Source organism: Glaciihabitans sp. dw_435, assembly GCF_018449675.1.
Taxonomy (GTDB): domain Bacteria; phylum Actinomycetota; class Actinomycetes; order Actinomycetales; family Microbacteriaceae; genus Glaciihabitans.
The window spans coordinates 124,451-148,364 of the sequence record NZ_JAAVUZ010000004.1; the positions used below are offsets into that span (position 1 = coordinate 124,451).

Genomic DNA, 23,914 nt, shown 5'->3' on the forward strand with positions numbered 1-23,914 from the left:
CGCATGCCAGAGGGTCACTCCGTCCATCGCATCGCCCGCCAGTTCGCCCTGCACTTCGTGGGGCACCGGGTCGAGGCATCCTCTCCCCAGGGGCGTTTCGCTGGGGGAGCGAGTGAGATCAACGGTCTCGAAATGACCGACGCCAAAGCGGTCGGCAAACAGATGTTCCTGGAGTTCAACGGCGATCGCTGGTTGCGGGTGCACCTGGGCATGTACGGGGCGTGGGACTTCGCCGGTGACATCACAGCCGATGCCACCACGACGTCGGCGAACGGCCGCATGGGGCAGACCAATCAGCGCGGCACGGTCCTGGAGACGGACGACGGCGGGGCGGATGACCCGGGCGCCGGCCAGAACGGCCAGAACGAGGCATCCCTGCACAGCATCGGCGCACCGCGCCGCACCCGCTTGCGCATGGCGGAATCCGAGAAGCTCGGCGAGGAGATCGAATCGTTCCCGCCGGAGCCGATTGGCGCCGTGCGGGTACGACTGCTGACGGATGTCGCCGTCGCCGACCTGCGCGGGCCGACCGCCTGCGAGGTGTTGCAGCCGGAGCAGGTGCAGGCCGTGATCGACAAGCTCGGACCCGATCCGCTGGTCGATGACCCGGCGGAGGGCGAGGAACGCTTCGTCGACCGCGCCTCGAAGAAGCCCACTCCGATCGGGCTCATCCTCATGGACCAGAACATCATCAGCGGCATCGGCAACGTCTACCGCGCGGAGATGCTCTTTCGTGCACGTCTGAACCCGCACACGCCCGGCAAGCTTGTGCCGAAGGAACTGCTGCGCGAGCTCTGGCGCGACTGGACGCACCTGCTCGAAATCGGCGTTCGTACCGGGCAGATGCTCACCATGGACGGACTCACCGGCGACGCGTACGTGGCCGCACTCGCACACCGCGATGACCGACACTGGGTGTACCACCGCACAGGAAAGCCGTGTCGCGTGTGCGGAACGCCCATCGTGATGGAGGTCGCGGCCGGCCGCAAGCTCTACTACTGCCCGAAGGATCAGGCGTAACCACAGGTCGTGGCAAGCTGGTCGCATGCGGCATACCCCGACCTATGTTCTGACCGATCCCGACGAAGTCAAACGCCTGATCCGGGAGAACCCGTGGGCCACGATCGTGTCGAACACCGCCACCGGGCTTGTCGCCTCGCACTATCCCGTCGTCCTCGAGGAGACCACCGAGGGCATCAGCATCGTCAGCCACGTCGGACGCCCCGATGAGAAGCTGCACGAGCTCGGTCAGCACGAAATTCTCGTGATCATCCAGGGGCCGCACGGCTACATCTCGCCCGCCTGGTACGCCGAGGGCGACTTCGTTCCCACCTGGAATCACGTGACCGCCCACCTCTACGGCGTGCCCGAGATTCTCAGCGACGAAGAAAACTTTGAGGTGCTTGGCGACCTCGTCGACCATTTTGAGCAGCGGATGCCGGATCCGATGAGTCTCGAGATCGATGAGCGCGCCGCCCGCAACATCGCCCGCGGCACTGTCGGCATCCGGTTGCGGGTGACCCGCTTCGACGCGCGACTGAAGCTGAGCCAAAACAAGGCGCCCGAGGTCGTTGAGAGGATCATCACCGAGCTGGAGGGCGAAGGCCCCTACATCTCGCCGGCCCTCGCGGCAGAAATGCGTCGCGAGGTTGGCCGCCGCGCAGGTGAGGCTGCGCAACGCACCCTCGATGCCAGCGACGATACGGCGGCGCGTGCAGGGGAGGCCGGCGATGCTGCTTCGTAACGTGCGCTTCGCGGGGGACCCCGCGGCCATCGCCATGGACGTGCTCATCGTCGACGGCACGATCGTTGCGATGGGAGAGTCGGGCACGCTCGAGCATCCGGGGGCGGCTGCCGTGGCATCCACCTCTCCCGGCACTGCCGCGACGCCGGACGACGCGGCGGCACCAACGGAGGTCGATCTGCAGGGCCGCTGGCTGATCCCGGGGCTCTGGGACAACCACGTGCACTTCAGCCAGTGGACCCTCGGCAGTCAGCGCCTCGATATTTCGACCGCGGAATCGGCGGCGGACGCGGCGGCGGCGGTCGCTGCGGCCCTCGAGCTGAGCACGGTGCCGCGGGACGTGACAATTCCGTTTGTCGCGGTCGGCTTCCGGGACGGCCTGTGGGCGGATGCCCCGAACAGGATCGACCTCGATGCAGCCTCCGGTGGTTTCCCCGTGGTGCTGGTCAGCGGAGACCTCCACGCCGTGTGGCTGAACTCCGCTGCCCTCGAGCTCTACGGCCACGGGGACCACCCCACCGGTCTGCTGCGCGAGGACGAGGCCTTCGAGATCACCCGCCGCATCGACAGCGTGCCGGAGGCCCTGCTCGACGAGTGGGCGATCGCCGCGGGGCGCCAGGCCGCGAGCCGCGGGGTCGTGGGAATCGTGGATCTGGAGATGACCTGGAGCCTCGGCACGTGGACGCGTCGCCGCGCCGCCGGATTCGACTCGCTGCGGGTGAACTTCGGCATCTACTCCGAGCACCTCGACCGCGCGATCGCCGAGGGGCTGCACACCGGGCAGCAGATCGACGAGCTCATCTCGGTCGGCCCGTTCAAGGTGCTCACCGACGGCTCGCTTAACACGCGCACCGCCTACTGCTACGACGAGTACCCGGGGCGTGAGGGGCAGGAGGGCTCGCACGGCATGCTTGTTGTCGCTCCCGAGCAGCTCGTGCCGCTGATGCGTCGCGCCTGGGACGCCGGGATCGTGCCCGCCGTGCACGCCATCGGCGATCACGCGAACACCGTCGCCCTCGATGCGTTCGAAGAGGTCGGATGCCACGGAGTCATCGAGCACGCACAGCTGCTGTCCGACGCCGACCTGCCCCGGTTTGAGAAGCTCGGGGTCATCGCGAGTGTCCAGCCCGACCACGCGATGGACGACCGTGATGTTGCCGAGCGACACTGGGCCGGGCGCACCGGACACTCGTTCCCGCTGCGATCACTGCTGGACTCGGGCGCCACGATCCGCCTGGGGTCGGACGCACCCGTGTCGCCGCTCGACCCGTGGGTGAGCATCTCGGCCGCGGTGACGCGCACCCGCGGAGGACGGCAGCCGTGGCATCCCGAGCAGTCGATCAGTCTCGGCGAGGCGCTGTCCGCCTCGACCCGCAGCAGCATCCGCGTGGGCCAGCCCGCGGACCTCGTCGTCCTCGACGCCGACCCCTTTGCCGCCCCGGGTGAGAAGCTCAGCACCATGCCGGTGGTCGCTACCCTCCTCGGAGGGCGCTTCACCTACAACGCACTGCCCTGATCCGTTAACGCCGGAAGCCGGCCCACCACGTGCGATGCACGCGGCGGGGCCGGCTTCCGGATGGAGAAGAGGGAGTTAGTTGCTGATGTGGGCGAAGAGGAACCAGCGGTCCTTTTCGAGGCCACGGGCGATCTCGATCGCGACGTCCTGGCTCACTGCGTCCAGCTCGGCGAGCTCGTCCACGGCGGTGCGCACCGTCACGAGGGTCGCATCGATCGAGGCGATGACCTGAGCGATCACGGCGTCGGCCTGCTGGAACCCGGCGTTGATCTGTGGGGTCGTGGTCTTGGTACCAACGGTCTGGATGCGAGCGTCGATCGGCAGGCCGAGGGCGACGACGCGCTCTGCGGCGGTGTCGGCGTAGTCGTGGGCGTGGTCAACGACGGAGTCGAGCAGCTCGTGCACGGCCTGGAAGTTTGCGCCGCGAACATGCCAGTGCGCCTGCTTGCCATCCACCGCGAGGGCGGTGAGGTCGACCACTACGGGGCCGAGGAACTGGGCGACGCCCGACGTGATGTCCGGGTCAACTGAACTCTCTGGAACTACTACAACATTGGTCATTTCAGACCTCCCTTTTCCTTATGTCTGGTGTAACGCTACTCAGCCTCAAACATTCCGCAAGGAAGCTGAGGCACGCCTAACTGCGGGGATTTACGCCCCCTGTGGGCCGTGCGGGGGGATAACCCCCGGGCCAATCCGGTCGTCCGCCGGATACTCGCAGGAGGTTGCCGTCGCGAGTCTGGATACATGCCCAGCACCTCGCACCCTGCTGGCACAATCGAGGGAGACACCATGACAACCGACTTCGCACCCGACACCCAGACGCCGCAGCGCGGTCCAGCACCGACGCCCGCGGAGCCGCGCAGTGCGTCGTCCCTCTATCGACGACTGTGGCGGGGAGTGCTGAGGGAACTTGGTTTTCTCATCATCAACCTGCCCATCGCGCTTGCCGGTTTCATCACCGCCATCACCCTCTTCACCGCCGGCGCCGGGTTGCTGGTGACCTTCCTCGGCCTGTTCGTGATCGTCGCCGCGTTGTACGCGTCACGCGCATTCGGAACCCTCGAACTCACCCGGCTGGAGTGGGCGGGACGGCCGGCGACGACCCGTCCCGAGTGGCAGGACGCACGGGCGCGGCAGGGCTTCTGGGGGTGGCTCCGGGGCCTCGTCGGTAACGGTCACTACTGGTTGTACCTCCTTCACACCAGCGTCATCAACTTTGTCGTATCGCTGGTGACCTGGACCATCACCATCGTGTGGACCAGCATTTCGCTGGCCGGGCTCACGTACTGGTTCTGGCAGTTCTTTGTCACCCAGGACGATTCGAACTGGGACCTGTCCGACTGGCTTGCCGCGCAGCTCGGGATCGCGTCGTCCGGGTTCGTCGTCGTCGCCGACTCTGTCCTCTACTTCGTGCTTGGCGCCATCTTCACCGCCCTCCTGCCCTTCGTCACGCGCGGACTCGTGGTGCTTCACGATGTGATCGCCAAGGTCACTCTCGGACCGTTCAAGTCCGATGCCCTCCAGCGCGAAGTCATCGCCCTCAGCGCCTCGCGTGGCGCGGCAGTCTCGGCCGAAGGGCACTCCCTGCGCCGCCTCGAGCGCGACATTCACGATGGCCCGCAGCAGCGTCTCGTTCGGCTGCAAATGGACCTGTCGTCTGCGGACCGCCAGGTCGACGTCGATCCCGCCAAGGCACACGCCCTCATCGCCGAAGCCATGGTGCAGGCGAAGGATGCCCTCGAAGAGCTGCGGGCGCTGTCCCGCGGGTTCGCGCCGCCCATCCTGCTTGACCGGGGCCTGGTCGCGGCTCTCGAGTCCGCCGCCATCCGCAGCACGGTTCCCACCCGCATTCTCAGCGATCTGCCCGACGGAGTCGTTCTGCCGCAGGAGATCGAACGCAACGCCTACTTCGCCGCGAGTGAGGCGATCATGAATGCCGCCAAGCACTCGGGAGCCACCGACGTCGAAGTGCGGGTCGGTCTGCGCCGCGTACCGCAGACGGATGACACGTGGCTGGCGATCCGCGTCGCCGACAACGGTCGGGGGGGAGCGTCACCGATCGCGGGGCATGGGCTCGCCGGTCTCGAGGAGCGCATGCACGGCCTCGGCGGCAGCTTCCAGCTGTCCAGCCCCATCGGCGGTCCCACCGAAGTCACCGTGCAGCTGCCGGTCACGACAGCACTCCGCGGAAGCGTGTGACGGCCGCCGACCCTAGGCTGGGGGGAATGAGTTCTATTCGCGTTGTGGTCGCCGACGATTCCCTCCTACTGCGGGAGGGACTCGTTCGCGTGTTGGTCGAGGCAGGTGTCCAGGTGGTGGGGTCGTACCCCGACGCCGACCAGCTGCTCGACGCGCTGGAGGAGACCCGCCCCGAGTTGATCGTGCTCGACGTGCGAATGCCTCCCACATTCCGCGACGAGGGCGTCCGTGCCGCCATCACTGCCCGGGGTCGATTCCCCGACGTCGGCATCCTGCTGCTGTCCCAGTACGTCGAGGTCGCCTACGCCCAGGAGCTTCTGTCATCCGGAACGGGTGGGGTCGGCTACCTGCTCAAGGATCGCGTCGCTTCGCTTGACCAGCTTGTCGACGCGATCGACCGCATCGCGGCCGGCGGTACGGTGCTCGACCCCGAGGTCGTCGCACAGCTCATCGGACGTCGCCACGACCCGCTTGCCCGCCTGACCCCGCGCGAGCGCGAGGTGCTTGCCCTCATGGGCGAGGGGCGCACCAATGCAGCGATTGCGGCTGCCCTGGTCATCGGAACCGGAGCAGTCGAGAAGAACGTCACCGCCATCTTCCAGAAGCTGGGACTGGATGACTCGGGCACCGACCATCGCCGCGTCCTCGCCGTCCTCGCCTGGCTGCAGCGCTAACCGGCGCCGACGCCCGACCGCTTACCTCAGCGATCCCACCTTCAACACCACGGACTTGAGGTTCTGCACTCGGCGCTCGTACCGCGCGCCGAGGAGCAACAGCAGCACGCCGCCGATGGCGAGCCACCACCAGAACGGCACGTTCTCGTAGACCGCGCGAATTTCATCGGCGAAGGAACCGATCGCGTGGATCAGCACCACAACGGTGCCGAGGACAAACGGTGCCTGCAGCCGCAACACGATTCCCACGACGAGCGCGGCGACCGCGACGACGGCCAGCCCGACAAGACGCCAGGCCGTGGGGTCCACCCACGTCGAGATGAGGGAAGGCACCAACAGGACGACGGTTCCCAGGCCGATGGTCGACCAGCTGCGGAGCGCGGGGACGCGTGCCAGACGGATGCCTCCCGCCCCGAGCAGTCCGAGGGCCAGGGGAACGCTGACCTGCTCGATCGGGTCGACGGTATCCACGACCAGGCCGGTCACGGCCACGAGCGTGGCAATCACGATGGCGCACTTGCCCACCAGCACATCAATGGGCAGGCGGTTGAGCGCATAGCCGAGCACGTACACCGCAGACCCGGCGATCACGATCGTCAGTGCGCGCGCCAGGCCCAACTCCGGCGAGAACAGCCCCTGGAATTCGAGGAGCACGGCAACGACCATCGTCACGATGACGACCGATCGCGAGGGCAGGATCATCCGCCGCTCGGTACTCAGACGCGACCAGCCGAATGCCGCCGCGATGAACACCAGGGTGCCGACACCGACCCAGAGATCGAGGTGGGGTGCTTCGACGCCGGAGGACCAGTGGGAGGTTCCCACGACCCGCGCGACGACGGTGACGACAGCACCGATCGCTCCCGCGACGGCGACGGCCAGTGTGTAGGGACGCGCGCCAGCGGACACCCGCCACCACAGGGGAATCAGCAGGAGTGCGGCAGAGACGGCCCCAACCGTGATCGCGCGCGTGGGGGAGCCCTCTTGCCCGGCGACGGCGATCGGTACGAGCGACACGACAATCGCGATCACGAGCACGAGGGGCGCGGCGCCGATCCGGCTCAGCACGGTGACACGTGCCTCCTGCGTTTCGGGCTCGGAGGTCCCGGCCTGTAGTCGCGCCGCGCGCCACATGAGCGCGGCGATGATCAGCAGCGCTCCACTGACCGGCAGCACGTACGCCTCGACGGAGGCTGGGTGGTCGTCATCGCCGGCAAAGCCAAGAGCGCTCCACAGGCTGGCTGTTCCGATGGCGAGGGCGAGCCATCCGAGGTGCCGGCGGTTCGACTTCGAGGCGAACAGCCCGGTGCGGTCGATCGCGAGAAGGAGAACGGTGGCGGCGATAAGCAGCAGCGTCAGCCACACGGGTGAGTCCTGCAGCACGGCGGTTACGGCCACGGCGACCACCAGTCCCAGCGCAACGGCGGCGACACCGGCATCCATTGCCCAGCGCGGAACGCTCTGGGGACGAGCGATCGACAGACACAGGCTCACCGCAGCGATCACCAGCGTGGGCACCGCGGTCAGGCTTGTCCAGTCGTCGGGCCGGACGTTGGCAGCCCAGAGAACCGCGTCGAACGCGACGGCGGCGAGAGGGGCAACGGCAATCGCGGCAGCGGCGCGTTCCGGCCGGAGCCGCTCCGCGGTAGTGGGCAGGATCCACAGGGCCAGAGCCGCGAGCGGCACAAGACTCAGGACGACGGATGTCGCGGGTTCGGCGAACACGAGGCCGGGTGCCTGAACGGAACCGGACGTACCGGCAGACAGGCAGGCGGCCCAGGTGATGCCCGTGAGCCAGAAGATCACGCGACGGTCGAGGGTGGAGAAGCTCAGGGCTGCCGGATTCGTCGGGTCGGAGAGGCGTGGGAGCCCCGCGAGAACGAACAGGACGGTCGCGAGGATGCCGATAAACCGGGTCGAATTCTGGTAGGTGGCGCCGGTAGAAGCAGCGTCACTGACTATTCCCGCCCAGGGGGTGGCGAGCACACTCACCCCGAACAGCGCGACAATCGTGGCGAGCGACAGCAGACTGGCGCGCACGGCGACGGAGCCGGCGCTGACAACGCGACGCGCGGCGAGCAACAGAGCGATGGTCACGACGGACGCCCACCACCACGCTCCCGTGCTTGCCCAGCTCTCGAGGTATCCGGCGACCATGGAGACAGCGGCGACGGTGAGCAGCGGCCACCGCAGGCGGAGGGCGAGCGGGGCTCCGGGTCGGACATACAGCACGGCGACGAGAGCGGCGACGGCCACTGCCATCCATCCGCTCGTTATGCCGACGACGGACGTGAGGAGGGGCACCGTCACGATGACCAGGAACCCGGTCGCCCACGCCAGCCACACGGCTCGCGCTGCGAGGGTGCGGGTTGTCGCCAGGTACGCCGTAGCGAGCAGCAGCACGATAGCCAGGGCGACAACCGCGGAGGCCGCGCCTTCCGACGGGGGTAGCAGAGCGAGTCCAGTGCTGCGATCGGTGGCGAAGGCGAGAGCCGTGTAGAGCGCGCGTCCGGTGGTGTAGATCGCCGTGCCAACGGGGACGACCGCCGTACCGATGGAGATCACGACCGCTGTCGCGACCGCCGATGACGTGACGGGCACCCGAAGAGGGCCGGCGGGCATGCGGCGGCGGAACAGATCCGCCAGCACGAACACCACGACGGCGACACTGACGGGCACGATCATGTCGACGCTGGTGTTATCCGTTGCGACGGCCACGGCAACGCCGAGGAGCGCCAGAGGTCCGGCCGTGAAGACGGCGGCGGTGCCGGCCGTGATGGTAAGGACCGACGAGGTGTCGCCCGCCGGGGCATCCGTCGTCCGCAGTGCCACGACAAGATGCGCCGCTGCCGTCACGGCGACGGCAGCGAGGGAGATTGCCCAGTGATAGTTGTCCAGGGACCCCGACAGGATGGAGATCAGGCCGGCGATCGCCAGGCTGACCCCCGCGACGGAGAGGATGGACACGCGCTCGGCGACGGCGTCGCGTGACGGCGACGATGGTGGGCGCAGCCGCGGAGCGAGCGGGTGGACCAGACCGGCCAGGGCGACTGCGATGAGGCTGGCGACCACGCGCAGGTCCCATTCCAGCGGTGTGGAGAGGGCGTAGACGAGAAGCCCGATGCCGGAGGGGAACGCGATGGAGGCGGTGATGCCGGGCATGCGCACCGCGGAGAATCGGCTCCAGGCCGCGAGGCCGATGGCCGAGATGACTAGCGCCAAGCCCCAGTAGACCGAGCTGCGGGTGTCCGCGAGGCCTGCCAGGTCGTTGGCGCGCGCGGCGTACACATCCAGGTAGGTGAGCACGATGGCCACGGCGCCGATCGACTCGGCCGTGGCGGCCAGGCCGCGTCGTCGCACCAGGGACGCCGTGACGTAGGCGGCGACGGTGATTGCGCCGATGATCGCGCTGCGAACGCCGATTCCGTAGGTGACGAACGCGTAGATCAGGAAGTAAATGGCGGCCAGCGACAGAAGTGCGGCCGCGACCACGAGGATGGTGACCTGCACGCTGGACCGTCGTGGTGCTGCCGGTGCCGTGGACTTGGGCGTTGCCGGCGCAGGTGGGACGATGGGAGGTGCGACGGATGATGCGGCGAGGAGATCGTCGAACCCCGCGAGTGACTCATCCTGGGGCTGCAGGGGAAGTACGGACTCGACGGGGATAGACGCTCGCAGGGCTGCGTCGGATTCCGCGCGGGCAGCACTCTCCGCCTGCTCTGTGGTCGCATGCCGGATGCGCCCGATGAGGTTCACCCGTCTGTTGAGGAGCCGGGCGGCTCCGATGGAGACGAGAGCGAGCTCCTTCGCGGCGGGGTTCGTGAGATCGAGACCGCACACCGAACACACCACGTCGGTCAACACGTTCTGGCAGGCGGGGCAGACGGTGGTGTCACTCAACGCGGCGATGGATTCCGGGAACACCACGTGCCCGGCGAACTGCGCGAAGTCTTTCGATGAATCGTCCACGATGGTGCGGCTCCTCAGGTAGCGATCACCACCTGGCGTGCGCACAGCGGTAATTTGCTCACCTTATCGCCCGATCTGTCTACCGCCCGCCATTAGTGCACACACCGTTACCAGGTCGGAATGCCGGGCCCTACAGCGTTTTGATCAGCCCGCCGTCGATGAGGAAATCGGAGCCCGTCACATTGCCCGCTCGGTTGCTCGCGAGGAGCAGGACGAGGTCGGCGACTTCCGCCGGCTCGGTGAACCGTCCCGTCGAGAATCCACCCTGGCTGGCGACGACGGTAGCTTTCGCAGTCTCGAAGTCCACCCCGGTTGCCGCGGCAATGGTTGCCGCGACCCCATGTTCGCCCAGCCAGAGATCGGTGGCGACGGGACCGGGACTGATGGTGTTGAACCGCAGGTTCTGGGGTCCGAACTCCTTCGACCAGGATTTGGACACATTCCACACGGCGGCCTTCGCAGCGGAGTAGTCAATGACCCCGGGGTCGGGCAGGAAGGCATTGACCGAACCGATGGTCACGACGTTTCCCCCACCGCGTTCGATCAGCAGCGGTATTGCCGCGCGCGTGGTGCGCACGGTCGCAAGAAAGCTCAACGTGAGGGTGCTGAGCCACTCCTCGTCGGAGATCGCAAGAAACCCCTCCGTGCGGGGCGTCACCGCGCCCACATTGTTGACAACAATGTCGAGACCGCCGACGGATGCCGCGTGGCCGACGAGCTCTGCGGGACCGTCGGCCGTGGAGAGGTCGACGCTCACCGGGAGCACGCTCCCCGCAGACTCAAGGTCGCGCAGCGCCGGCGAGATGGTTCGCGCGCCGGCGATGACCCGCACCCCCTCGGCGACCAGCGCCTGCACGACCGCAAGGCCGATGCCTTTGCTTGCGCCGGTAACCACGGCGGTTTTGCCCTGAAGATGCAGATCCACGATGTACTCCCACGGGTGAAGTGGTGCAAGGCAGCTGATGTGCTGCCGAGGTTATCGCGGGAGTACGGTGTGCCGCTACGCCGCGGAGCCGCGGGGTTTGAATGCGGCAAGCGCGGGGTCGGACACGGCCATCTCGGCAATGGACGTGACCTCCATGGCCGCGGCACGTCCGTGGTCGAGCTTGGCCACCTCGTCGTAGAGGCGCTCCATCTTGAGGTCGAGGCTGTTCACGGCGTTCGCGGCCGCAGCGAGCTCGCCCAGCAGCTCTGCGGGGACATCCCCGTCGTACTTGTAGTAAATCTTGTGTTCGACGCTCGCCCAGAAGTCCATGGCGACTGTACGAATCTGGATCTCCACGCGCACGGGCTCGACGTGATCCGACATGAAGACGGGCACCTCGACGATCATGTGCAGGCTCTGGTACCCGTTCGACTTGGGGGAGGCGATGTAGTCCTTGACCTCGATGACGGTGATGTCGTCCTGACGGCTCAACATCTCCTGGATCACGTAGGTGTCGGCGATGAAGCTGCAGGTGATGCGAACGCCGGCAATGTCCGAGATGCGCGCCTTGATGTCGTCAGGGTTGAGCGGGCAGTTCTTCCGCTCCGCCTTGCGCAGGATGCTCTCGGGCGACTTCAGGCGCGACCGCACGTGTTCGATCGGGTTGTACTCGTGTACGTAGCTGAACTCCTCCTTGAGGATGTTCACCTTCGTCATTACTTCGTCGAGACCGAACTTGTACGCCATGAGGAAGCGGCTGACGTCGTCGCGGGCGCCCAGGTGGTCCTTGGTGTCCGGAAAGTGCGAGTCCCCGGTGCGCGAGTGCAATTCGCTCATCGTGTCACGGGGAGGTACGTCATTGGATCTTCTTTCGCTTGCGGGTCGGCGCCAGTGACGCAGATCCACAGTATTGGGAACTTCTTGGGAATCAGCAGACAGAATCATGCAATCGCCTGTGGGGGCGGATGGCTCACCCAATGTTCACCGCCCGGTCGCGTTTATCCACCCATCGCGGCGCATTTCCGCTGTGCGCGTACAGCAAATCCCGGCATTGTCGACTGCCCAGCAACACTCGACATCTGTCTGGCATCGCCTTGACGAGGGTCTGCTGCGGCGGCGGCGCTGTGCTCATACTCTGAGCGCATCCGTCTGCACCGAGAGCAAAGAGACGTGCATCCGGCGCCGGCGGGCGACAGTCTTGCCACGACTGGAGGTTCTCTATGACCGCACTTGACCTGCCCCCACACGACACCGCGTTTGACCCTCTGAACTTCGCGATCGTTCAAGCCAAGACCTTTGAAGAACTCGTGGTCGGCGATGTCTTTCGGGCGCCGAGCCGCACCCTCACGGACGCCCACAGCTCGGCATTTCAGACCGTGTCGGCGGACAACCACCCGGTGCACTACGACGCGGTCTGGGCGGCAGCCCACGGCCATAGCGCGCCGGTTGTTCACGGGCTGCAGGTGCTCGCGTTCACCGCCCCCGGGGCCACCCTGTTCCCTCATGTGATCGGGGAAGTCTTCATAGCGTTCACCGGTTTGTCCTGTGAGTTCACTGGAGAGGTGCACAGCGGCGACACGCTGTACTCCCAGCTCGTGATCTCTTCGCTGGAGGAACAGGCGGGCAATGGAGTTGTGACCACCGCGGTTACGGTGCACAACCAGCGCGGCGAGATTGTCTTGCGGGGTGAGCATCGATACCTCTTGCGACTTTCCCCGGGCACGACGACCGACTCCTGACCCGGCTCCGCAACCACCACTGAGGACCTGCCATGACCACGCCGACGACGAGCCATCCGGCTCCGTCCACGACATCCGCTCTGGGCCCACTGCGCATCAAGCTCTTTCGAGCGCTGTGGATCGCATCACTCGTCAGCAGCATTGGCGGATGGATGCAGACCGTTGGCGCTCAATGGTTTCTGGTCGAGCATCACAGCGACACGGCGGTGGTTGCTCTCATCCAGACGGCGTCGGCCGCTCCGTTTCTCCTTCTCGGGCTGCCCGCTGGAGTGCTGGGGGAATTCGTCAACCGACGCTCCCTCCTCATCGCGGTGCAGGCAAGCCTCGTAGCGGTCGGCGTGGTCCTCAGCGTGATGACGTGGACCGGGGGCATGACGCCGAACCTCCTGCTCGCCTTCACATTCCTGCTCGGTGCCGGATCCGCCATCCAGGGCCCGGCGTATCAGGCGCTGGTGCCGGAAATAGTGCCTCGTGACGTGATCCCCAGCGCTGCGGCGCTCAGCTCGATCGGTGTGAATATCGCGCGGTCCATCGGACCGGCACTCGCCGGGATCGTCATCGCGGGATTTGGTATTCCTTTCGTGTTCGCGCTGAACGCCCTGTCATTTGCGGTATTTCTCGTGGTACTCCTCGCGTGGAGGGGGTACTCGCCGCCGGCACACAGGCCGGAGCCGTTCATCGAAGCAACCCGGGCGGGGGTGCGCTACGTCTGGAACTCGGGCGTGGTTCGTCGCGTGCTCGGCAGGCTCGCTCTGTTCATCGTCCCGGCGTCGGCGCTCTGGGCGTTGCTGCCCCTCGTCGCCTCCGCGCAGCTGTGGCTGGACTCCAACGGCTATGGTCTGCTCCTCGGCGCACTGGGGGTTGGGTCGGTTGGAGGTGCGTTCGTCGTGCCACGGGCACGGGCAAAACTCGGCGCGAACATCACGGTGTTGATCGCCTCCGCCGCTTTCGGCGCCGTCATGGTTATATCGGCGATCTCGACATCGATCATCCTCACCCTGCTGGTTCTGGTCGTCGGCGGCATCGGGTGGATCGCAGTGATCGCGTCGCTGAATGGTTCCGTTCAGGCGTTTCTGCCGGCCTGGGTTCGGTCCCGGGGGCTGTCGGTGTATCAACTGGTGCTGTTCGGCGCTACGGCCGCAGGGTCGGCTATCGCCGGTGCGGCAGCCCAGAGCACAGGGGTGATTCCGACCAGCGTGGGGGCAGGAGTGGTAGTCATGGCTGTCGCTGCCAGCCAGCTGCTCTGGCCGCTGTTGTCCACGGCGGGCAAGGAACGCGGCGTCGTCACTATTCCCCTCACTGATGTGCCACCGGTCGACGACCTGCCGCCACTGTCGATCAGCGATGACGCCCAGACTCTCGTGCTCGTCAGATACACGGTGAGCACCGACGACCGGGTCGCCTTCGTGGCTCAGATGCAACGGGTGCGGCGCACACGACTGCGCACCGGCGCCCGCCAGTGGGAGCTGTACGACGATCGCGAGACCCCGGCCGTGATCGTCGAGGCTTTTTCGGTGGGATCGTGGCGGGAGCATCTGAGCCAGCACGAGGAGCGTACGACGGGATTTGACCGGGAGGAACTGGACAAAGCCCGGGCGCTGTCAACAGGAATTCCTGCGGTCCAGCACCTGACGCAGATCGATCCCTCGGCGCCTACCGCGTAGGAGCGGGCTCGACCGCGGACGACCGGCGTAGCGCTGTCGCCGCGAGCAGCGACGACGGGGCGCCTCTTGATTCGGCGGGTCGCCCCGGTGCTCATCGACGGAGTCGGTACCCGAGGCGTCGTAGATGGGCGTTGACAGGAAAAAGGCCAGAAGCGACATCCGCTTCTGGCCCTATTTCTTGCTGATCATGCAATGTGGAGGGAATGACCAGGATCGAACTGGCGTCATCAGTTTGGAAGACTGAGGCTCTACCATTGAGCTACATTCCCGCGCCTGATCCGGTAAGGATCATTGGTGCGGTACAACCCTAATGCATACCGCGCGGCTTCAAAATCACCGCAAGCCGAGTGTCATCCCAACTCAGCTAGACTTGGCGAGGCCATTTCGGGGATGCATGCTTTGTCACCGTGTGGTTGTGTCGGAGATTTCCGTGTGTGACACGGGAACGGGATGTAGCTCAGCTTGGTAGAGTGCTCGGTTTGGGGCCGAGATGTCGCAGGTTCGACTCCTGTCATCCCGACATAAATGGATTGCTAACCAGTTACGAAGAACATCAGGAGAACGACAACGTGAAGACCACGGTTGAGAAGCTGAGCCCCACCCGCATCAAGCTGAACATTGCTGTGACGCCGGAAGAGCTGCGCCCGAGCATCGATCACGCCTACACCCACATTGCCGAGTCGGTAAACATTCCCGGCTTCCGCAAGGGCAAGGTTCCGCCGCAGCTGATCGACCAGCGCGTCGGTCGCGAAGAGGTGCTTAACCACGCGGTTAGCGACGGAATGGACAAGTTCTACCGTCAGGCGGTCGAGGAAGAGAAGATCCGCGTTCTCGGACGCCCCGAGGCAGACATCGCCGAGTGGCCCAGCGTCAAGGACTACAGCGGCGACCTGCTGCTGGCCATCGAGGTCGACATCCGCCCCGAGTTCGAGATCCCGAACTACGACGGACTCAAGCTCGAGGTCGAGGCGACCACCGTCTCCGCCGACGACATCAAGACCGAGCTCGACAACCTGCGCAGCCGCTTCGGCACGCTCGTGACCGTCGACCGCCCGGCCAAGACCGGCGACTTCGCCCAGCTCGACCTCGTTGCCACGATCGGTGACGAAGAGGTCGACACGGCCAACAACATCAGCTACGAGATCGGCTCCGGCGAGCTGATCGAGGGCATCGACGAGGCCCTCGACTCCCTCACCGCCGGTGAGAGCACGACCTTCGAGTCCACCCTGCTCGGTGGCGACAAGGAAGGCGAGACCGCCCTGATCTCCGTCACCCTGCTCGCCGTCAAGGAGCGCGAGCTTCCTGAGGCCGACGACGACTTCGCCCAGATCGCCAGCCAGTTCGACACCATCAAGGAACTGAAGGCCGACCTGAAGGTCCAGATCGAGAAGTCCAAGGTCTTCGGCCAGGGCGCCGAGGCTCGCGACCAGATCGTCGACAAGCTCGTTGAGCTCGTCGAGATCCCCGTTCCCGCCGCGCTCATCGAGGCAGAGGTGCAGCGTCACCTTGAGAACGAGAACCGCCTCGAAGACGACGTGCACCGCGCAGAGGTCGCCGAGTCCAGCGAGAAGACGTTCCGCAGCCAGATCCTCCTCGACGCGATTGCGGAGAAGGAAGAGATCAAGGTCAGCCAGGACGAGCTCACCCAGTACCTCATCCAGGGCGCAGCGCAGTACGGCATGGAGCCCGGCGAGTTCATCCAGGTTCTGGACAAGAACGGCCAGATCCCCGCCATGATCGGTGAGGTCGCCCGCGCCAAGGCACTCGCCGTCATCCTCGACAAGGCCGACGTCGTCGACTCCAAGGGCAAGAAGGTGGACGTTTCCGAGTTCACCGCCACCATGTCCAGTGGTGACGAGGGTGGCGCCGGCGACGACGGCTTCGACACCTCCGACGCCGCGAGCATGCTCGCCCAGGCCAACGAGGGTTCGCACGAGGGCCACTCGCACGGGTCATCCCAGCGCGACGCTCACGGACGCAAGTCGACCAACGAGCACTACGGACACGACCACAGCTAGTCGGATAGCGCCGCACGCTTCGGCGGGCAGCGCGTCCTGATGAAAGGACCCGTCACTTCGGTGGCGGGTCCTTTTTTCACCCACACCAAGGAGCACCCGCATGACCGCCGCCACCTACGACGCCCGCATCGGCAGCCAGACCGCCACCCTTCCCCTCGTGCCGGTCAGCGATACCCTGACGATCGCGCTGTTCATGACGATCGACCACGGCGTTGCCTTCCTCGACGTCGCCGGCCGCGAACTTGCCGAGCAACTGCGACCGCTTGAGCCGGAGATAGTCGTGTCCGCCGCAACGCTCGGCATCCCCGTGGCGATCGAGGTCACCCGCCACCTGGGACTCGACGACTACCTCATCCTGCAGAAGTCCCAGAAGGTGCACCTGCGCGACGCCCTGCGCGAATCGGTGCGGGCGATCACCAGCGACAGCGGCTCGGAATTCCTGCTCGACCAGGCCCGGATCCCGGCGATCGCCGGCAAGCGCGTGGTGTTCGTTGACGATGTGCTTTCCAGCGGGTCATCCGTCGCCGCCGCTCTTCGACTGCTCGACCGGGCTGGCGCAATCGTTGTCGGTATCGGCGTGCTGCTCGAAGAGGGCGACGACTGGCGCGACGTACTGGGGGAGCGGGCCGCCCTGGTGCGATCGCTCGGCACCATTCCCCTGTTCCCGACGGAGGCGCCTACCGCGTGAGATCGTTCGCGTAGCGCCGCACGGCGTTCGCGTACTCGGGGAGGTGCCCGGACAGCGCGTCGAGCGCGACGGCAATGGCGAGGTTCTGTTGCCCCGTGTCGGCGAGGCACAGCGCGAGAAATGCCCGGGCGGCATCGGAGAGCGGATGCCCCGGGGTCGCGGCAAACCCGTCCTGCAGGAGATCTATCGCCTCGGTCGGTCGCCCGAGGTTGCGCAACGTGCTTGCCAGTTGGATGAGGGCACGGCCCCGGCGTGGCTCCGTCAGCCCGGCATCGAGGGCTCGGCGGTAGAGCGGTTCGGCCTCTGTTTCGTGATCGGCAAAATCGCAGGCGCTCGCGAGCTCGAATAGGGCCGCGGCGTCGTCGTGCGGCCGGTGCGATGCGAGATCCGTCATCGTTTCCATGAGGATGGCGGGAGAGATGCGTGCCGCCATGCTCCAGAGGTCGGCGACCGCGCGCTCCCAGTCTTCGTCTGCTGATGTGCTCATCCGACGAGCTTAGGACGCACCCGTAGTGACCCTCCGATCTGCCCACGGCGAACACAGCCGTACGGCGACGTTGGCTCCAGTAGATTCGTCTCAACGCAATAACTGAATGGGAGCGCAACAATGGCCGAACCGGCACTTGTAAGCAGTATTTTCGATCGGCTGCTGAAGGATCGCATCATCTGGCTTGGTTCAGAGGTTCGCGACGAAAACGCTAACGAGATCGCAGCCAAGCTGCTGCTTCTCGCCGCCGAAGACTCCGAGAAGGACATCTTCCTCTACATCAACTCTCCCGGTGGATCCATCACCGCGGGCATGGCGATTTACGACACCATGCAGTTCGTCCCCAACGACATCGTGACCGTTGGCATTGGCCTCGCGGCATCCATGGGCCAGTTCCTGCTGTCCTCGGGTACCAAGGGCAAGCGGTACATCACGCCGAACGCGCGAGTGCTTCTCCACCAGCCGTCGGGTGGATTCGGTGGAACTTCCGCCGACATCCAGACGCAGGCGCATGTCATTCTCGACATGAAGAAGCGTATGGCTGAGCTCACCGCCGAGCAGACGGGCAAGTCCGTCGAGCAGATTCTCATCGACAACGACCGTGACAACTGGTTCGACGCACAGGGCGCACTGGACTACGGCTTTGTCGACCACATGCGTGCATTCGCATCCGACGTCATTGGTGGCGGCGGAACCGACGAGTCCGTAACCTCCGACGACATTGCGTCAGACAAGTAGGAAAGACGATGGATAACTTCAACCTCGGCACCGCTGGTGCCTCCGGCATGGCGGGCAACCTGCCCGAGTCGCGCTACATCCTCCCCACGTTCGAGGAGCGCACGGCTTACGGCTACAAGCGTCAGGACCCGTACGCCAAGCTGTTCGAAGACCGCATCGTCTTCCTCGGCGTGCAGATCGATGACGCGTCGGCCGATGACGTCATGGCCCAGCTTCTCGTTCTCGAGAGCCAGGACCCCGACCGCGACATCATCATGTACATCAACTCTCCCGGTGGCTCGTTCACCGCGATGACGGCGATCTACGACACGATGCAGTACATCCGTCCGCAGATTCAGACGGTTGTGCTCGGCCAGGCTGCCTCCGCGGCCTCCGTGCTCATGGCCGCGGGAACCCCCGGCAAGCGCCTCGCGCTGCCGAACGCCCGCATCCTCATCCACCAGCCCTCGACCGGTGACGCCGGCCGCGGACAGGCGTCGGACATCGAGATCCAGGCCCGCGAGATCCTTCGCATGCGCGAGTGGCTCGAGGAGACGCTGTCGCGTCACTCGAACCGTTCGGTCGAGCAGGTCAACAAGGACATCGACCGCGACAAGATCCTCAGCGCAGCAGAGGCTCTCGAGTACGGTCTGATCGACCAGGTGCTGACCAGCCGCAAGAACCTCCCGATGCTCGTCAAGTAACGAGCGTCACCACAAACAACGGAAGGGCCGTTCCCCACGGGGAGCGGCCCTTCCGTTGTTGTATGCGCCGGAGGTTATTTCTTCGCCGGCTCATCCTTCTTGCGGCGTCCGACAACGAAGATCGTCACGCCGATCGCGAGACCCACGGCCACAACGGCGCCTCCGATCCACAACACGTCACCGAGGTCGGCATTTGCGGGAGCAGCGGATGCCGCGGGCGCTGTCGACTCGGGAACGGCGGGAGCCGCCCCGCCCGAGGTACCACCGCAGGTCTGCGGGGTGGTCGTACCCGTGGAAACCGGCGCTGACGCATCCGCGGGTGCCCACGTGAAGGGGAACTCGTCAGAGACCGTGTGTCCGTCGGCCGAGACCACCTGCCAGATGACGGTATAGCTGCCGGCGGCCCCAATCTGCGGTGCAACGCTCATGGTGGCGTTCTTTACCGTCACGCAACCGTCGCCGTAGTACAGACCCTTCGCGTCGACGATGCGGAGCGCGAATCCCGCGCCCTTGCCATCGAGGTTCAGCAGGTCCTCATTGGTGGTGATCTCGAACGTGGCTGGCAACTCCGTCAGGGTTTGGTTCGCCGCGGGCGACGAGGAGACCAGGTAGTTGTGCGCCTGGGCCGCCGTGGCGGTGCCGAGCACGGTGGCAGCGGCCACGAGCCCACCGAAGGCAAGCAGGGCCGGGAACCTGGTCGCCCAGGTGAGTCGTGACCGTGACATCGCGACTACGCGGCGTTCTTGCGTCGGGCGGTGATGCCGAGGACGAGGCCGACGGCACCGAGGACCAGCGCGATGATGCTGAGCACCCGGGCCACCAGGTCGTCAGAGGATGCCGACGCTGTCGAGGCATCCGCTTCCGTGTGGGTGGCCGTCGCGGCACCATGTTGTCCGGCCGGAGCTTCGTCGTTGATGTACAGCACGGGAGCCGGGTTTTCGGCGTCGTCTCCGGTCTCGCTCCAGCTGACGACCTTTCCGTCGCTGTAGGTCTGGTCGGCGGTGAAGGTGACGCTGCCGGTATCCGGCACCGGGCCGAGGGACAGGCTGAACTGCTGCAGCTGTCCTGCCGTGATCTCTGATCCGGCTGCGGCCGTCCAGATCACCTTCGTCGTGGCTTCCGTGATCTCGTCGTCGTCGGCCTTCACCGGGGTATCAAGCTTCGTGGTGACGAGCTGCGTTGTCCACCCGGGAACCGGGACGTAGCTGACGCTGAGGAACGGATGATCCGTGGGTAGCGTCACCTCCAGCTTCGTGGTGGTCGTGGTCGCCGACTCGTTCGGCACCTTGAACGTGATGACCGAGTAGCTGTCGGCGGCGGCGGTGTTTGGGCTGATCGACACGTGAGCGCTGGCGGCCAGCGGAACGGCGATCGCCAGGAACGCGCCGGCGATCACTGCGGTGGCGGACTTGGTGATGGTGCTTTTCTTCATGGTGGTCCTTGGTGTGCGGGTCGTGGTAACGACCGAAGGGGAGGGCGGCGCATGGCGCGTGGGCATGCTGCCGCCGGTGGAGCGAATGTGCCGCGGGTGCGGCGGGGCGAGTGCCCCAGCCCGAGATGGGCATGCCCGAGGTGGGCGGCGAATGTAGGCGACGACGAGGGACGGCGGGCCGCGGTGGTGCAGGGCGGAAAACAGCACGCGGAGGTCGCGGGGGAGAACTGACCCGGTGCAACCGATGCGGGCGGGCGAGTCATCCCGGGCAATGTGCGCCGCGTGCGCGGCCCGCAGCAGACGGGAAAAGTAGAGGGACGCGGTGGAGCGCAGGGTCCAGAACGCACGCTCGCCGTGCCGGAGGGCAACCACCGTGATGACGGCAGCTATCGCATGAGCTGCCCACATGGCCGGCGTGTGAATGGTCGCGGATCCGAGTGCATCACCGGTGACGGTGAGAACCGAATCGGCATGGCCGGCGTGCCCGGACATCGTCATCGTCATGGACGCGGATGTCCCGGTGCTGGCAGCCCCCATTGAACTGAACAGTCCGTGGAAGAGAACCTGGCTGAACCCGACCGACGCGATGGTGCGCCACAGCGACAACCCCCGACCGGCAAGGGCGATGCACGCGAGGGTGGACAGCGCGAAGGACAGCGAAATCGCCCAGAGGTTCGGCATCGCGCCCCCCGCGAGAACGTGGGAGAAGGCGGCGACAAAGGTCGCAACGACCGACGCGAGGGTGCCGCGAAGCACGCGCATCCATCTCGTTGTCATGTCGAACCCGACCTTCCCAGTAAGTATCGTGCCACAACGCTAAGAGTTCGGAGGCGAGGCAAGAATGGATTGGAGAGGCGGCGCGACCGTCACATTGCGGCTCGCCGAAGACCGATTATGTCGCCGGGGAGCCTCGTGTCGGCGGCACGGGTTAGGCTCGGTAGACGTAGCACGTTGAATTGAGGGAGAGCGACCGTGGCTCGAATCGGGGAAAGCGCCGATCTGCTCAAATGTTCTTTCTGCGGAAAGAGCCAGAAGCAGGTGCAGCAGCTCATTGCTGGGCCTGGTGTGTACATCTGCGACGAATGCGTCGAGTTGTGCAACGAGATCATTGAGGAACGCCTGGCCGAGGCCGGCGAAGAGGCGTCGAGCGAGTTCGACCTGCCCAAGCCCCGCGAGATTTACGCGTTCCTCGAGGAATACGTCATTGGGCAGGATGCCGCCAAGCGCGCCCTGTCCGTCGCCGTCTACAACCACTACAAGCGCATTCGCGCGCACAGCACGCTGAGTGCCGCCGACGCCCTCCTCGACGATGTCGAGATTGCCAAGTCGAACATCCTCCTCATCGGGCCGACCGGGTGCGGCAAGACCTACCTCGCCCAGACCCTCGCCAAACGCCTCAACGTTCCCTTTGCTGTAGCGGATGCCACGGCGCTGACCGAGGCCGGCTACGTCGGCGAAGACGTGGAGAACATTCTCCTCAAGCTCATTCAGGCCGCCGACTATGACGTCAAGCGCGCAGAGACCGGCATCATCTACATCGACGAGATCGACAAGATCGCGCGCAAGGCCGAAAACCCCTCCATCACGCGGGATGTGTCCGGCGAGGGAGTTCAGCAGGCGCTGCTGAAGATTCTCGAGGGCACCGTCGCATCGGTTCCGCCGCAGGGCGGCCGCAAGCACCCCCACCAGGAATTCATCCAGGTCGACACGACGAACGTGCTCTTCATCGTTGCGGGCGCGTTCGCCGGCCTCGAGGAGATCATTTCGCAGCGTGCGGGTAAGAAGGGCATCGGCTTCGGCGCTCCTCTGCACAGCAAGGGCGACGACGTTAACCTGTTCGGCGAGGTTCTTCCCGAAGACCTGCACAAGTTTGGACTCATTCCCGAATTCATTGGCCGGCTTCCCGTCGTCACCACGGTGACGCCTCTCGACCAGGTCGCGCTCATGGAGATCCTCACGGTTCCGAAGAACGCGCTCGTGCGTCAGTACCAGCGCATGTTCGAGATCGACGGGGTGGAACTCGACTTCGACCTCGACGCGCTCGAGGCCATCGCCGACCTCGCGGTCCTGCGCAAGACGGGTGCCCGCGGACTGCGCGCCATCATGGAAGAAGTGCTCGGGCCGATCATGTTCGACATCCCGTCGAACGACGATGTTGCCCGCGTGATCGTGACGAAGCAGACAGTGCTCGACAACGCCGCTCCGACGATCGTGCCTCGCGAGGTACTTCGTACGGAAAAGTCCGCCTAGTAACGCACGGCCATTTTCCAGCCGATCTCGGCCGGGATCGTCGCGGCGATCACCGGCTTTGCCACCTCGTTTGCCCTGGTGATCGCCGGGCTTCAGGCCGTCGGCGCCACCCAGGCGCAGGCATCGTCCGGTCTGTTTGCGCTGTGTCTCGCGGTCGCGGCCATCAGCATCACGCTGACCCTGTGGCTGCGCATTCCGATCTCCTTCGCGTGGTCGACACCGGGAGCTGCGCTTCTCATTGCCGCCGGTGCAACCGGTCACGTTGACTTCGCCTCCGCCGTCGGTGCCTTCCTCGTCTGCGCGATTCTCATCGTGTTGTGCGGACTATGGCCGGCTCTGGGTCGGGCGATTACGCGCATCCCCAAACCCCTGGCCAGTGCGATGCTTGCCGGCATTCTCTTTCCCATCTGTCTGGCTCCGGTCACCGCCGTCGTCACACTGCCGCAGTACGCGATCCCGATCGTGCTGACCTGGCTGGTCCTGTTCCGGCTGGCCCCGCGCTGGGCGGTACCGGCGGCGATGGTCGTCGCCATCGTGATGATCCTCGTGTCCGCGGGAGGTTCGTGGACAGAGAACGCGCACCTCTCGCCTCAGCTGAGTTTTGTCGTGCCGCATTTCGACCCGGTGGTTGTCCTGAGCCTCGGCCTCCCACTGTTCGTCGTCACCATGGCCGGACAGAACGTGCCCGGCATCGTGGTGATGTCCTCGTTCGGGTACACGGTTCCCCCGCGCGCTGCCCTCGTTGGCTCCGGAGCGGTGTCGGGAGCCGCGGCACTCTTCGGCGGTCACGTCATCAACCTCGCCGCGATCACCGCGGCCATCATGGCGAGTCCGGAGGCGCACCCCGACAAGGAACGCCGGTGGGTGTCATCCTTCTCCGCGGGAGTCTTCTACCTGGTGCTCGGCCTGGTGGCGGGGTTCGCCACGGCTCTCGTGTCGGCGGCTCCACCGATCCTCATCACCGCCGTGGCGGGCCTTGCGGTCCTCGGGGCCCTGATCGGCGCGATCACCACGGCCCTCGAGCAGCCGGCCCACCGGGTCGCCGCCATTGCCACCTTCCTCGTTGTCGCATCCGGGATTGTGGTGCTCAACGTCGGGTCGGCGTTCTGGGGACTCCTCGTCGGCGGGATCGTGATGGCCTGGCTCGGCTGGGAGCGGCGTCGGAGCGTCCCCCGAACCTAACTG

At 65.9% G+C, this 23,914-nt stretch carries 20 protein-coding genes and 2 tRNA genes; 14 read left to right on the forward strand and 8 right to left on the reverse strand.

Annotated elements, in window-relative coordinates:
* Positions 1–3 precede the first annotated feature (3 nt).
* The 3 genes from HB677_RS07475 to HB677_RS07485 are packed head-to-tail and all read left to right on the forward strand — an operon-like array spanning position 4 to position 3,260.
* Positions 4–1,020: an Fpg/Nei family DNA glycosylase gene (locus HB677_RS07475; RefSeq protein ID WP_213815061.1), complete on the forward strand. Its 1,017-nt coding sequence runs from the start codon at positions 4–6 to the stop codon at positions 1,018–1,020.
* A 25-nt stretch (positions 1,021–1,045) separates the two neighbouring features.
* On the forward strand, positions 1,046–1,744 hold the full coding sequence (locus tag HB677_RS07480) for an FMN-binding negative transcriptional regulator (RefSeq protein WP_213815062.1): 699 nt from the start codon (positions 1,046–1,048) through the stop codon (positions 1,742–1,744).
* Complete coding sequence (locus HB677_RS07485) at positions 1,731–3,260, forward strand: amidohydrolase (RefSeq protein WP_213815063.1); 1,530 nt, start codon at positions 1,731–1,733, stop codon at positions 3,258–3,260. Before HB677_RS07480 ends, HB677_RS07485 begins: the two co-directional genes overlap by 14 nt.
* Before the next feature lie 75 nt (positions 3,261–3,335).
* On the opposite strand, the gene HB677_RS07490 is transcribed toward HB677_RS07485, so the two are convergent.
* Positions 3,336–3,821 (reverse strand): Dps family protein, encoded by a 486-nt coding sequence (locus tag HB677_RS07490; protein WP_213815064.1) that lies wholly within the window; start codon positions 3,819–3,821, stop codon positions 3,336–3,338.
* A gap of 231 nt (positions 3,822–4,052) precedes the next feature.
* On the opposite strand from HB677_RS07490, the gene HB677_RS07495 reads away from it, so the two are divergent.
* A complete protein-coding gene (locus HB677_RS07495; RefSeq protein WP_213815065.1) occupies positions 4,053–5,462 on the forward strand; it encodes a sensor domain-containing protein in 1,410 nt (469 codons plus the stop codon).
* A 26-nt stretch (positions 5,463–5,488) separates the two neighbouring features.
* On the forward strand, positions 5,489–6,136 hold the full coding sequence (locus HB677_RS07500) for a response regulator transcription factor (protein ID WP_213815066.1): 648 nt from the start codon (positions 5,489–5,491) through the stop codon (positions 6,134–6,136).
* Positions 6,137–6,157: 21 nt separating this feature from the next.
* Here HB677_RS07500 and HB677_RS07505 read toward each other — a convergent pair whose 3' ends face one another.
* From HB677_RS07505 to HB677_RS07515, 3 genes are all read right to left on the reverse strand, one after another.
* On the reverse strand, positions 6,158–10,105 hold the full coding sequence (locus tag HB677_RS07505) for an SCO7613 C-terminal domain-containing membrane protein (RefSeq protein ID WP_213815067.1): 3,948 nt from the start codon (positions 10,103–10,105) through the stop codon (positions 6,158–6,160).
* A gap of 130 nt (positions 10,106–10,235) precedes the next feature.
* Positions 10,236–11,030, reverse strand: coding sequence for an oxidoreductase (locus HB677_RS07510; protein WP_213815068.1), 795 nt, complete (start codon positions 11,028–11,030; stop codon positions 10,236–10,238).
* A gap of 75 nt (positions 11,031–11,105) precedes the next feature.
* On the reverse strand, positions 11,106–11,867 hold the full coding sequence (locus tag HB677_RS07515) for a GTP pyrophosphokinase family protein (protein WP_213815069.1): 762 nt from the start codon (positions 11,865–11,867) through the stop codon (positions 11,106–11,108).
* A 383-nt stretch (positions 11,868–12,250) separates the two neighbouring features.
* Between HB677_RS07515 and HB677_RS07520 the strand changes: the two genes are divergently transcribed.
* Together HB677_RS07520 and HB677_RS07525 are read left to right on the forward strand one after the other, a co-directional pair.
* A complete protein-coding gene (locus tag HB677_RS07520; protein ID WP_213815070.1) occupies positions 12,251–12,769 on the forward strand; it encodes a MaoC family dehydratase in 519 nt (172 codons plus the stop codon).
* A gap of 32 nt (positions 12,770–12,801) precedes the next feature.
* A complete protein-coding gene (locus tag HB677_RS07525; RefSeq protein ID WP_213815071.1) occupies positions 12,802–14,433 on the forward strand; it encodes an MFS transporter in 1,632 nt (543 codons plus the stop codon).
* A gap of 195 nt (positions 14,434–14,628) precedes the next feature.
* Here the strand turns inward: HB677_RS07525 and HB677_RS07530 are convergent.
* Positions 14,629–14,702 (reverse strand) — tRNA-Gly (locus HB677_RS07530).
* Positions 14,703–14,879: 177 nt separating this feature from the next.
* Between HB677_RS07530 and HB677_RS07535 the strand changes: the two genes are divergently transcribed.
* The 3 genes from HB677_RS07535 to HB677_RS07545 all read left to right on the forward strand — a co-directional run bounded on the left by HB677_RS07535 (position 14,880) and on the right by HB677_RS07545 (position 17,139).
* Positions 14,880–14,953 (forward strand) — tRNA-Pro (locus HB677_RS07535).
* Between the two features lie 49 nt (positions 14,954–15,002).
* Complete coding sequence (tig, locus tag HB677_RS07540; protein ID WP_213815072.1) at positions 15,003–16,451, forward strand: trigger factor; 1,449 nt, start codon at positions 15,003–15,005, stop codon at positions 16,449–16,451.
* Between the two features lie 100 nt (positions 16,452–16,551).
* Positions 16,552–17,139 (forward strand): phosphoribosyltransferase family protein, encoded by a 588-nt coding sequence (locus HB677_RS07545; protein ID WP_213815073.1) that lies wholly within the window; start codon positions 16,552–16,554, stop codon positions 17,137–17,139.
* On the opposite strand, the gene HB677_RS07550 is transcribed toward HB677_RS07545, so the two are convergent.
* A complete protein-coding gene (locus tag HB677_RS07550) occupies positions 17,129–17,626 on the reverse strand; it encodes a tetratricopeptide repeat protein (RefSeq protein ID WP_255546344.1) in 498 nt (165 codons plus the stop codon). The two genes, HB677_RS07545 and HB677_RS07550, sit on opposite strands and share 11 nt — an antisense overlap.
* Before the next feature lie 120 nt (positions 17,627–17,746).
* Here HB677_RS07550 and HB677_RS07555 point away from each other — a divergent pair, with 120 nt between their 5' ends.
* A complete protein-coding gene (locus HB677_RS07555; RefSeq protein WP_213815074.1) occupies positions 17,747–18,364 on the forward strand; it encodes an ATP-dependent Clp protease proteolytic subunit in 618 nt (205 codons plus the stop codon).
* 8 nt (positions 18,365–18,372) lie between these two features.
* Positions 18,373–19,047, forward strand: a complete 675-nt coding sequence (locus tag HB677_RS07560) for an ATP-dependent Clp protease proteolytic subunit (RefSeq protein ID WP_275950898.1) — start codon at positions 18,373–18,375, stop codon at positions 19,045–19,047.
* 74 nt (positions 19,048–19,121) lie between these two features.
* Here the strand turns inward: HB677_RS07560 and HB677_RS07565 are convergent, their stop codons facing one another.
* Positions 19,122–19,772: a copper resistance CopC family protein gene (locus HB677_RS07565; RefSeq protein ID WP_213815075.1), complete on the reverse strand. Its 651-nt coding sequence runs from the start codon at positions 19,770–19,772 to the stop codon at positions 19,122–19,124.
* Between the two features lie 5 nt (positions 19,773–19,777).
* Complete coding sequence (locus tag HB677_RS18390) at positions 19,778–21,256, reverse strand: YcnI family protein (protein ID WP_255546346.1); 1,479 nt, start codon at positions 21,254–21,256, stop codon at positions 19,778–19,780.
* Between the two features lie 195 nt (positions 21,257–21,451).
* Between HB677_RS18390 and clpX the strand changes: the two genes are divergently transcribed.
* The gene (gene clpX / locus HB677_RS07575; protein ID WP_213815076.1) at positions 21,452–22,729 is read left to right on the forward strand and encodes an ATP-dependent Clp protease ATP-binding subunit ClpX; all 1,278 of its coding nucleotides are present in this window, start codon (positions 21,452–21,454) and stop codon (positions 22,727–22,729) included.
* Positions 22,730–22,765: 36 nt separating this feature from the next.
* Complete coding sequence (locus HB677_RS07580) at positions 22,766–23,911, forward strand: benzoate/H(+) symporter BenE family transporter (RefSeq protein ID WP_307852533.1); 1,146 nt, start codon at positions 22,766–22,768, stop codon at positions 23,909–23,911.
* Positions 23,912–23,914 lie beyond the last annotated feature (3 nt).

Bases quoted from the DNA above. Each gene is read 5' to 3' on its own strand.
- HB677_RS07475 (WP_213815061.1), top strand. From the start codon at position 4: ATGCCAGAGGGTCACTCCGTCCATCGCATCGCCCGCCAGTTCGCCCTG.
- HB677_RS07480 (WP_213815062.1), top strand. From the start codon at position 1,046: ATGCGGCATACCCCGACCTATGTTCTGACCGATCCCGACGAAGTCAAA.
- HB677_RS07485 (WP_213815063.1), top strand. From the start codon at position 1,731: ATGCTGCTTCGTAACGTGCGCTTCGCGGGGGACCCCGCGGCCATCGCC.
- HB677_RS07490 (WP_213815064.1), bottom strand. From the start codon at position 3,821: ATGACCAATGTTGTAGTAGTTCCAGAGAGTTCAGTTGACCCGGACATC.
- HB677_RS07495 (WP_213815065.1), top strand. From the start codon at position 4,053: ATGACAACCGACTTCGCACCCGACACCCAGACGCCGCAGCGCGGTCCA.
- HB677_RS07500 (WP_213815066.1), top strand. From the start codon at position 5,489: ATGAGTTCTATTCGCGTTGTGGTCGCCGACGATTCCCTCCTACTGCGG.
- HB677_RS07515 (WP_213815069.1), bottom strand. From the start codon at position 11,867: ATGAGCGAATTGCACTCGCGCACCGGGGACTCGCACTTTCCGGACACC.
- HB677_RS07520 (WP_213815070.1), top strand. From the start codon at position 12,251: ATGACCGCACTTGACCTGCCCCCACACGACACCGCGTTTGACCCTCTG.
- HB677_RS07525 (WP_213815071.1), top strand. From the start codon at position 12,802: ATGACCACGCCGACGACGAGCCATCCGGCTCCGTCCACGACATCCGCT.
- HB677_RS07545 (WP_213815073.1), top strand. From the start codon at position 16,552: ATGACCGCCGCCACCTACGACGCCCGCATCGGCAGCCAGACCGCCACC.
- HB677_RS07550 (WP_255546344.1), bottom strand. From the start codon at position 17,626: ATGAGCACATCAGCAGACGAAGACTGGGAGCGCGCGGTCGCCGACCTC.
- HB677_RS07555 (WP_213815074.1), top strand. From the start codon at position 17,747: ATGGCCGAACCGGCACTTGTAAGCAGTATTTTCGATCGGCTGCTGAAG.
- HB677_RS07560 (WP_275950898.1), top strand. From the start codon at position 18,373: ATGGATAACTTCAACCTCGGCACCGCTGGTGCCTCCGGCATGGCGGGC.
- HB677_RS07565 (WP_213815075.1), bottom strand. From the start codon at position 19,772: ATGTCACGGTCACGACTCACCTGGGCGACCAGGTTCCCGGCCCTGCTT.
- HB677_RS18390 (WP_255546346.1), bottom strand. From the start codon at position 21,256: ATGACAACGAGATGGATGCGCGTGCTTCGCGGCACCCTCGCGTCGGTC.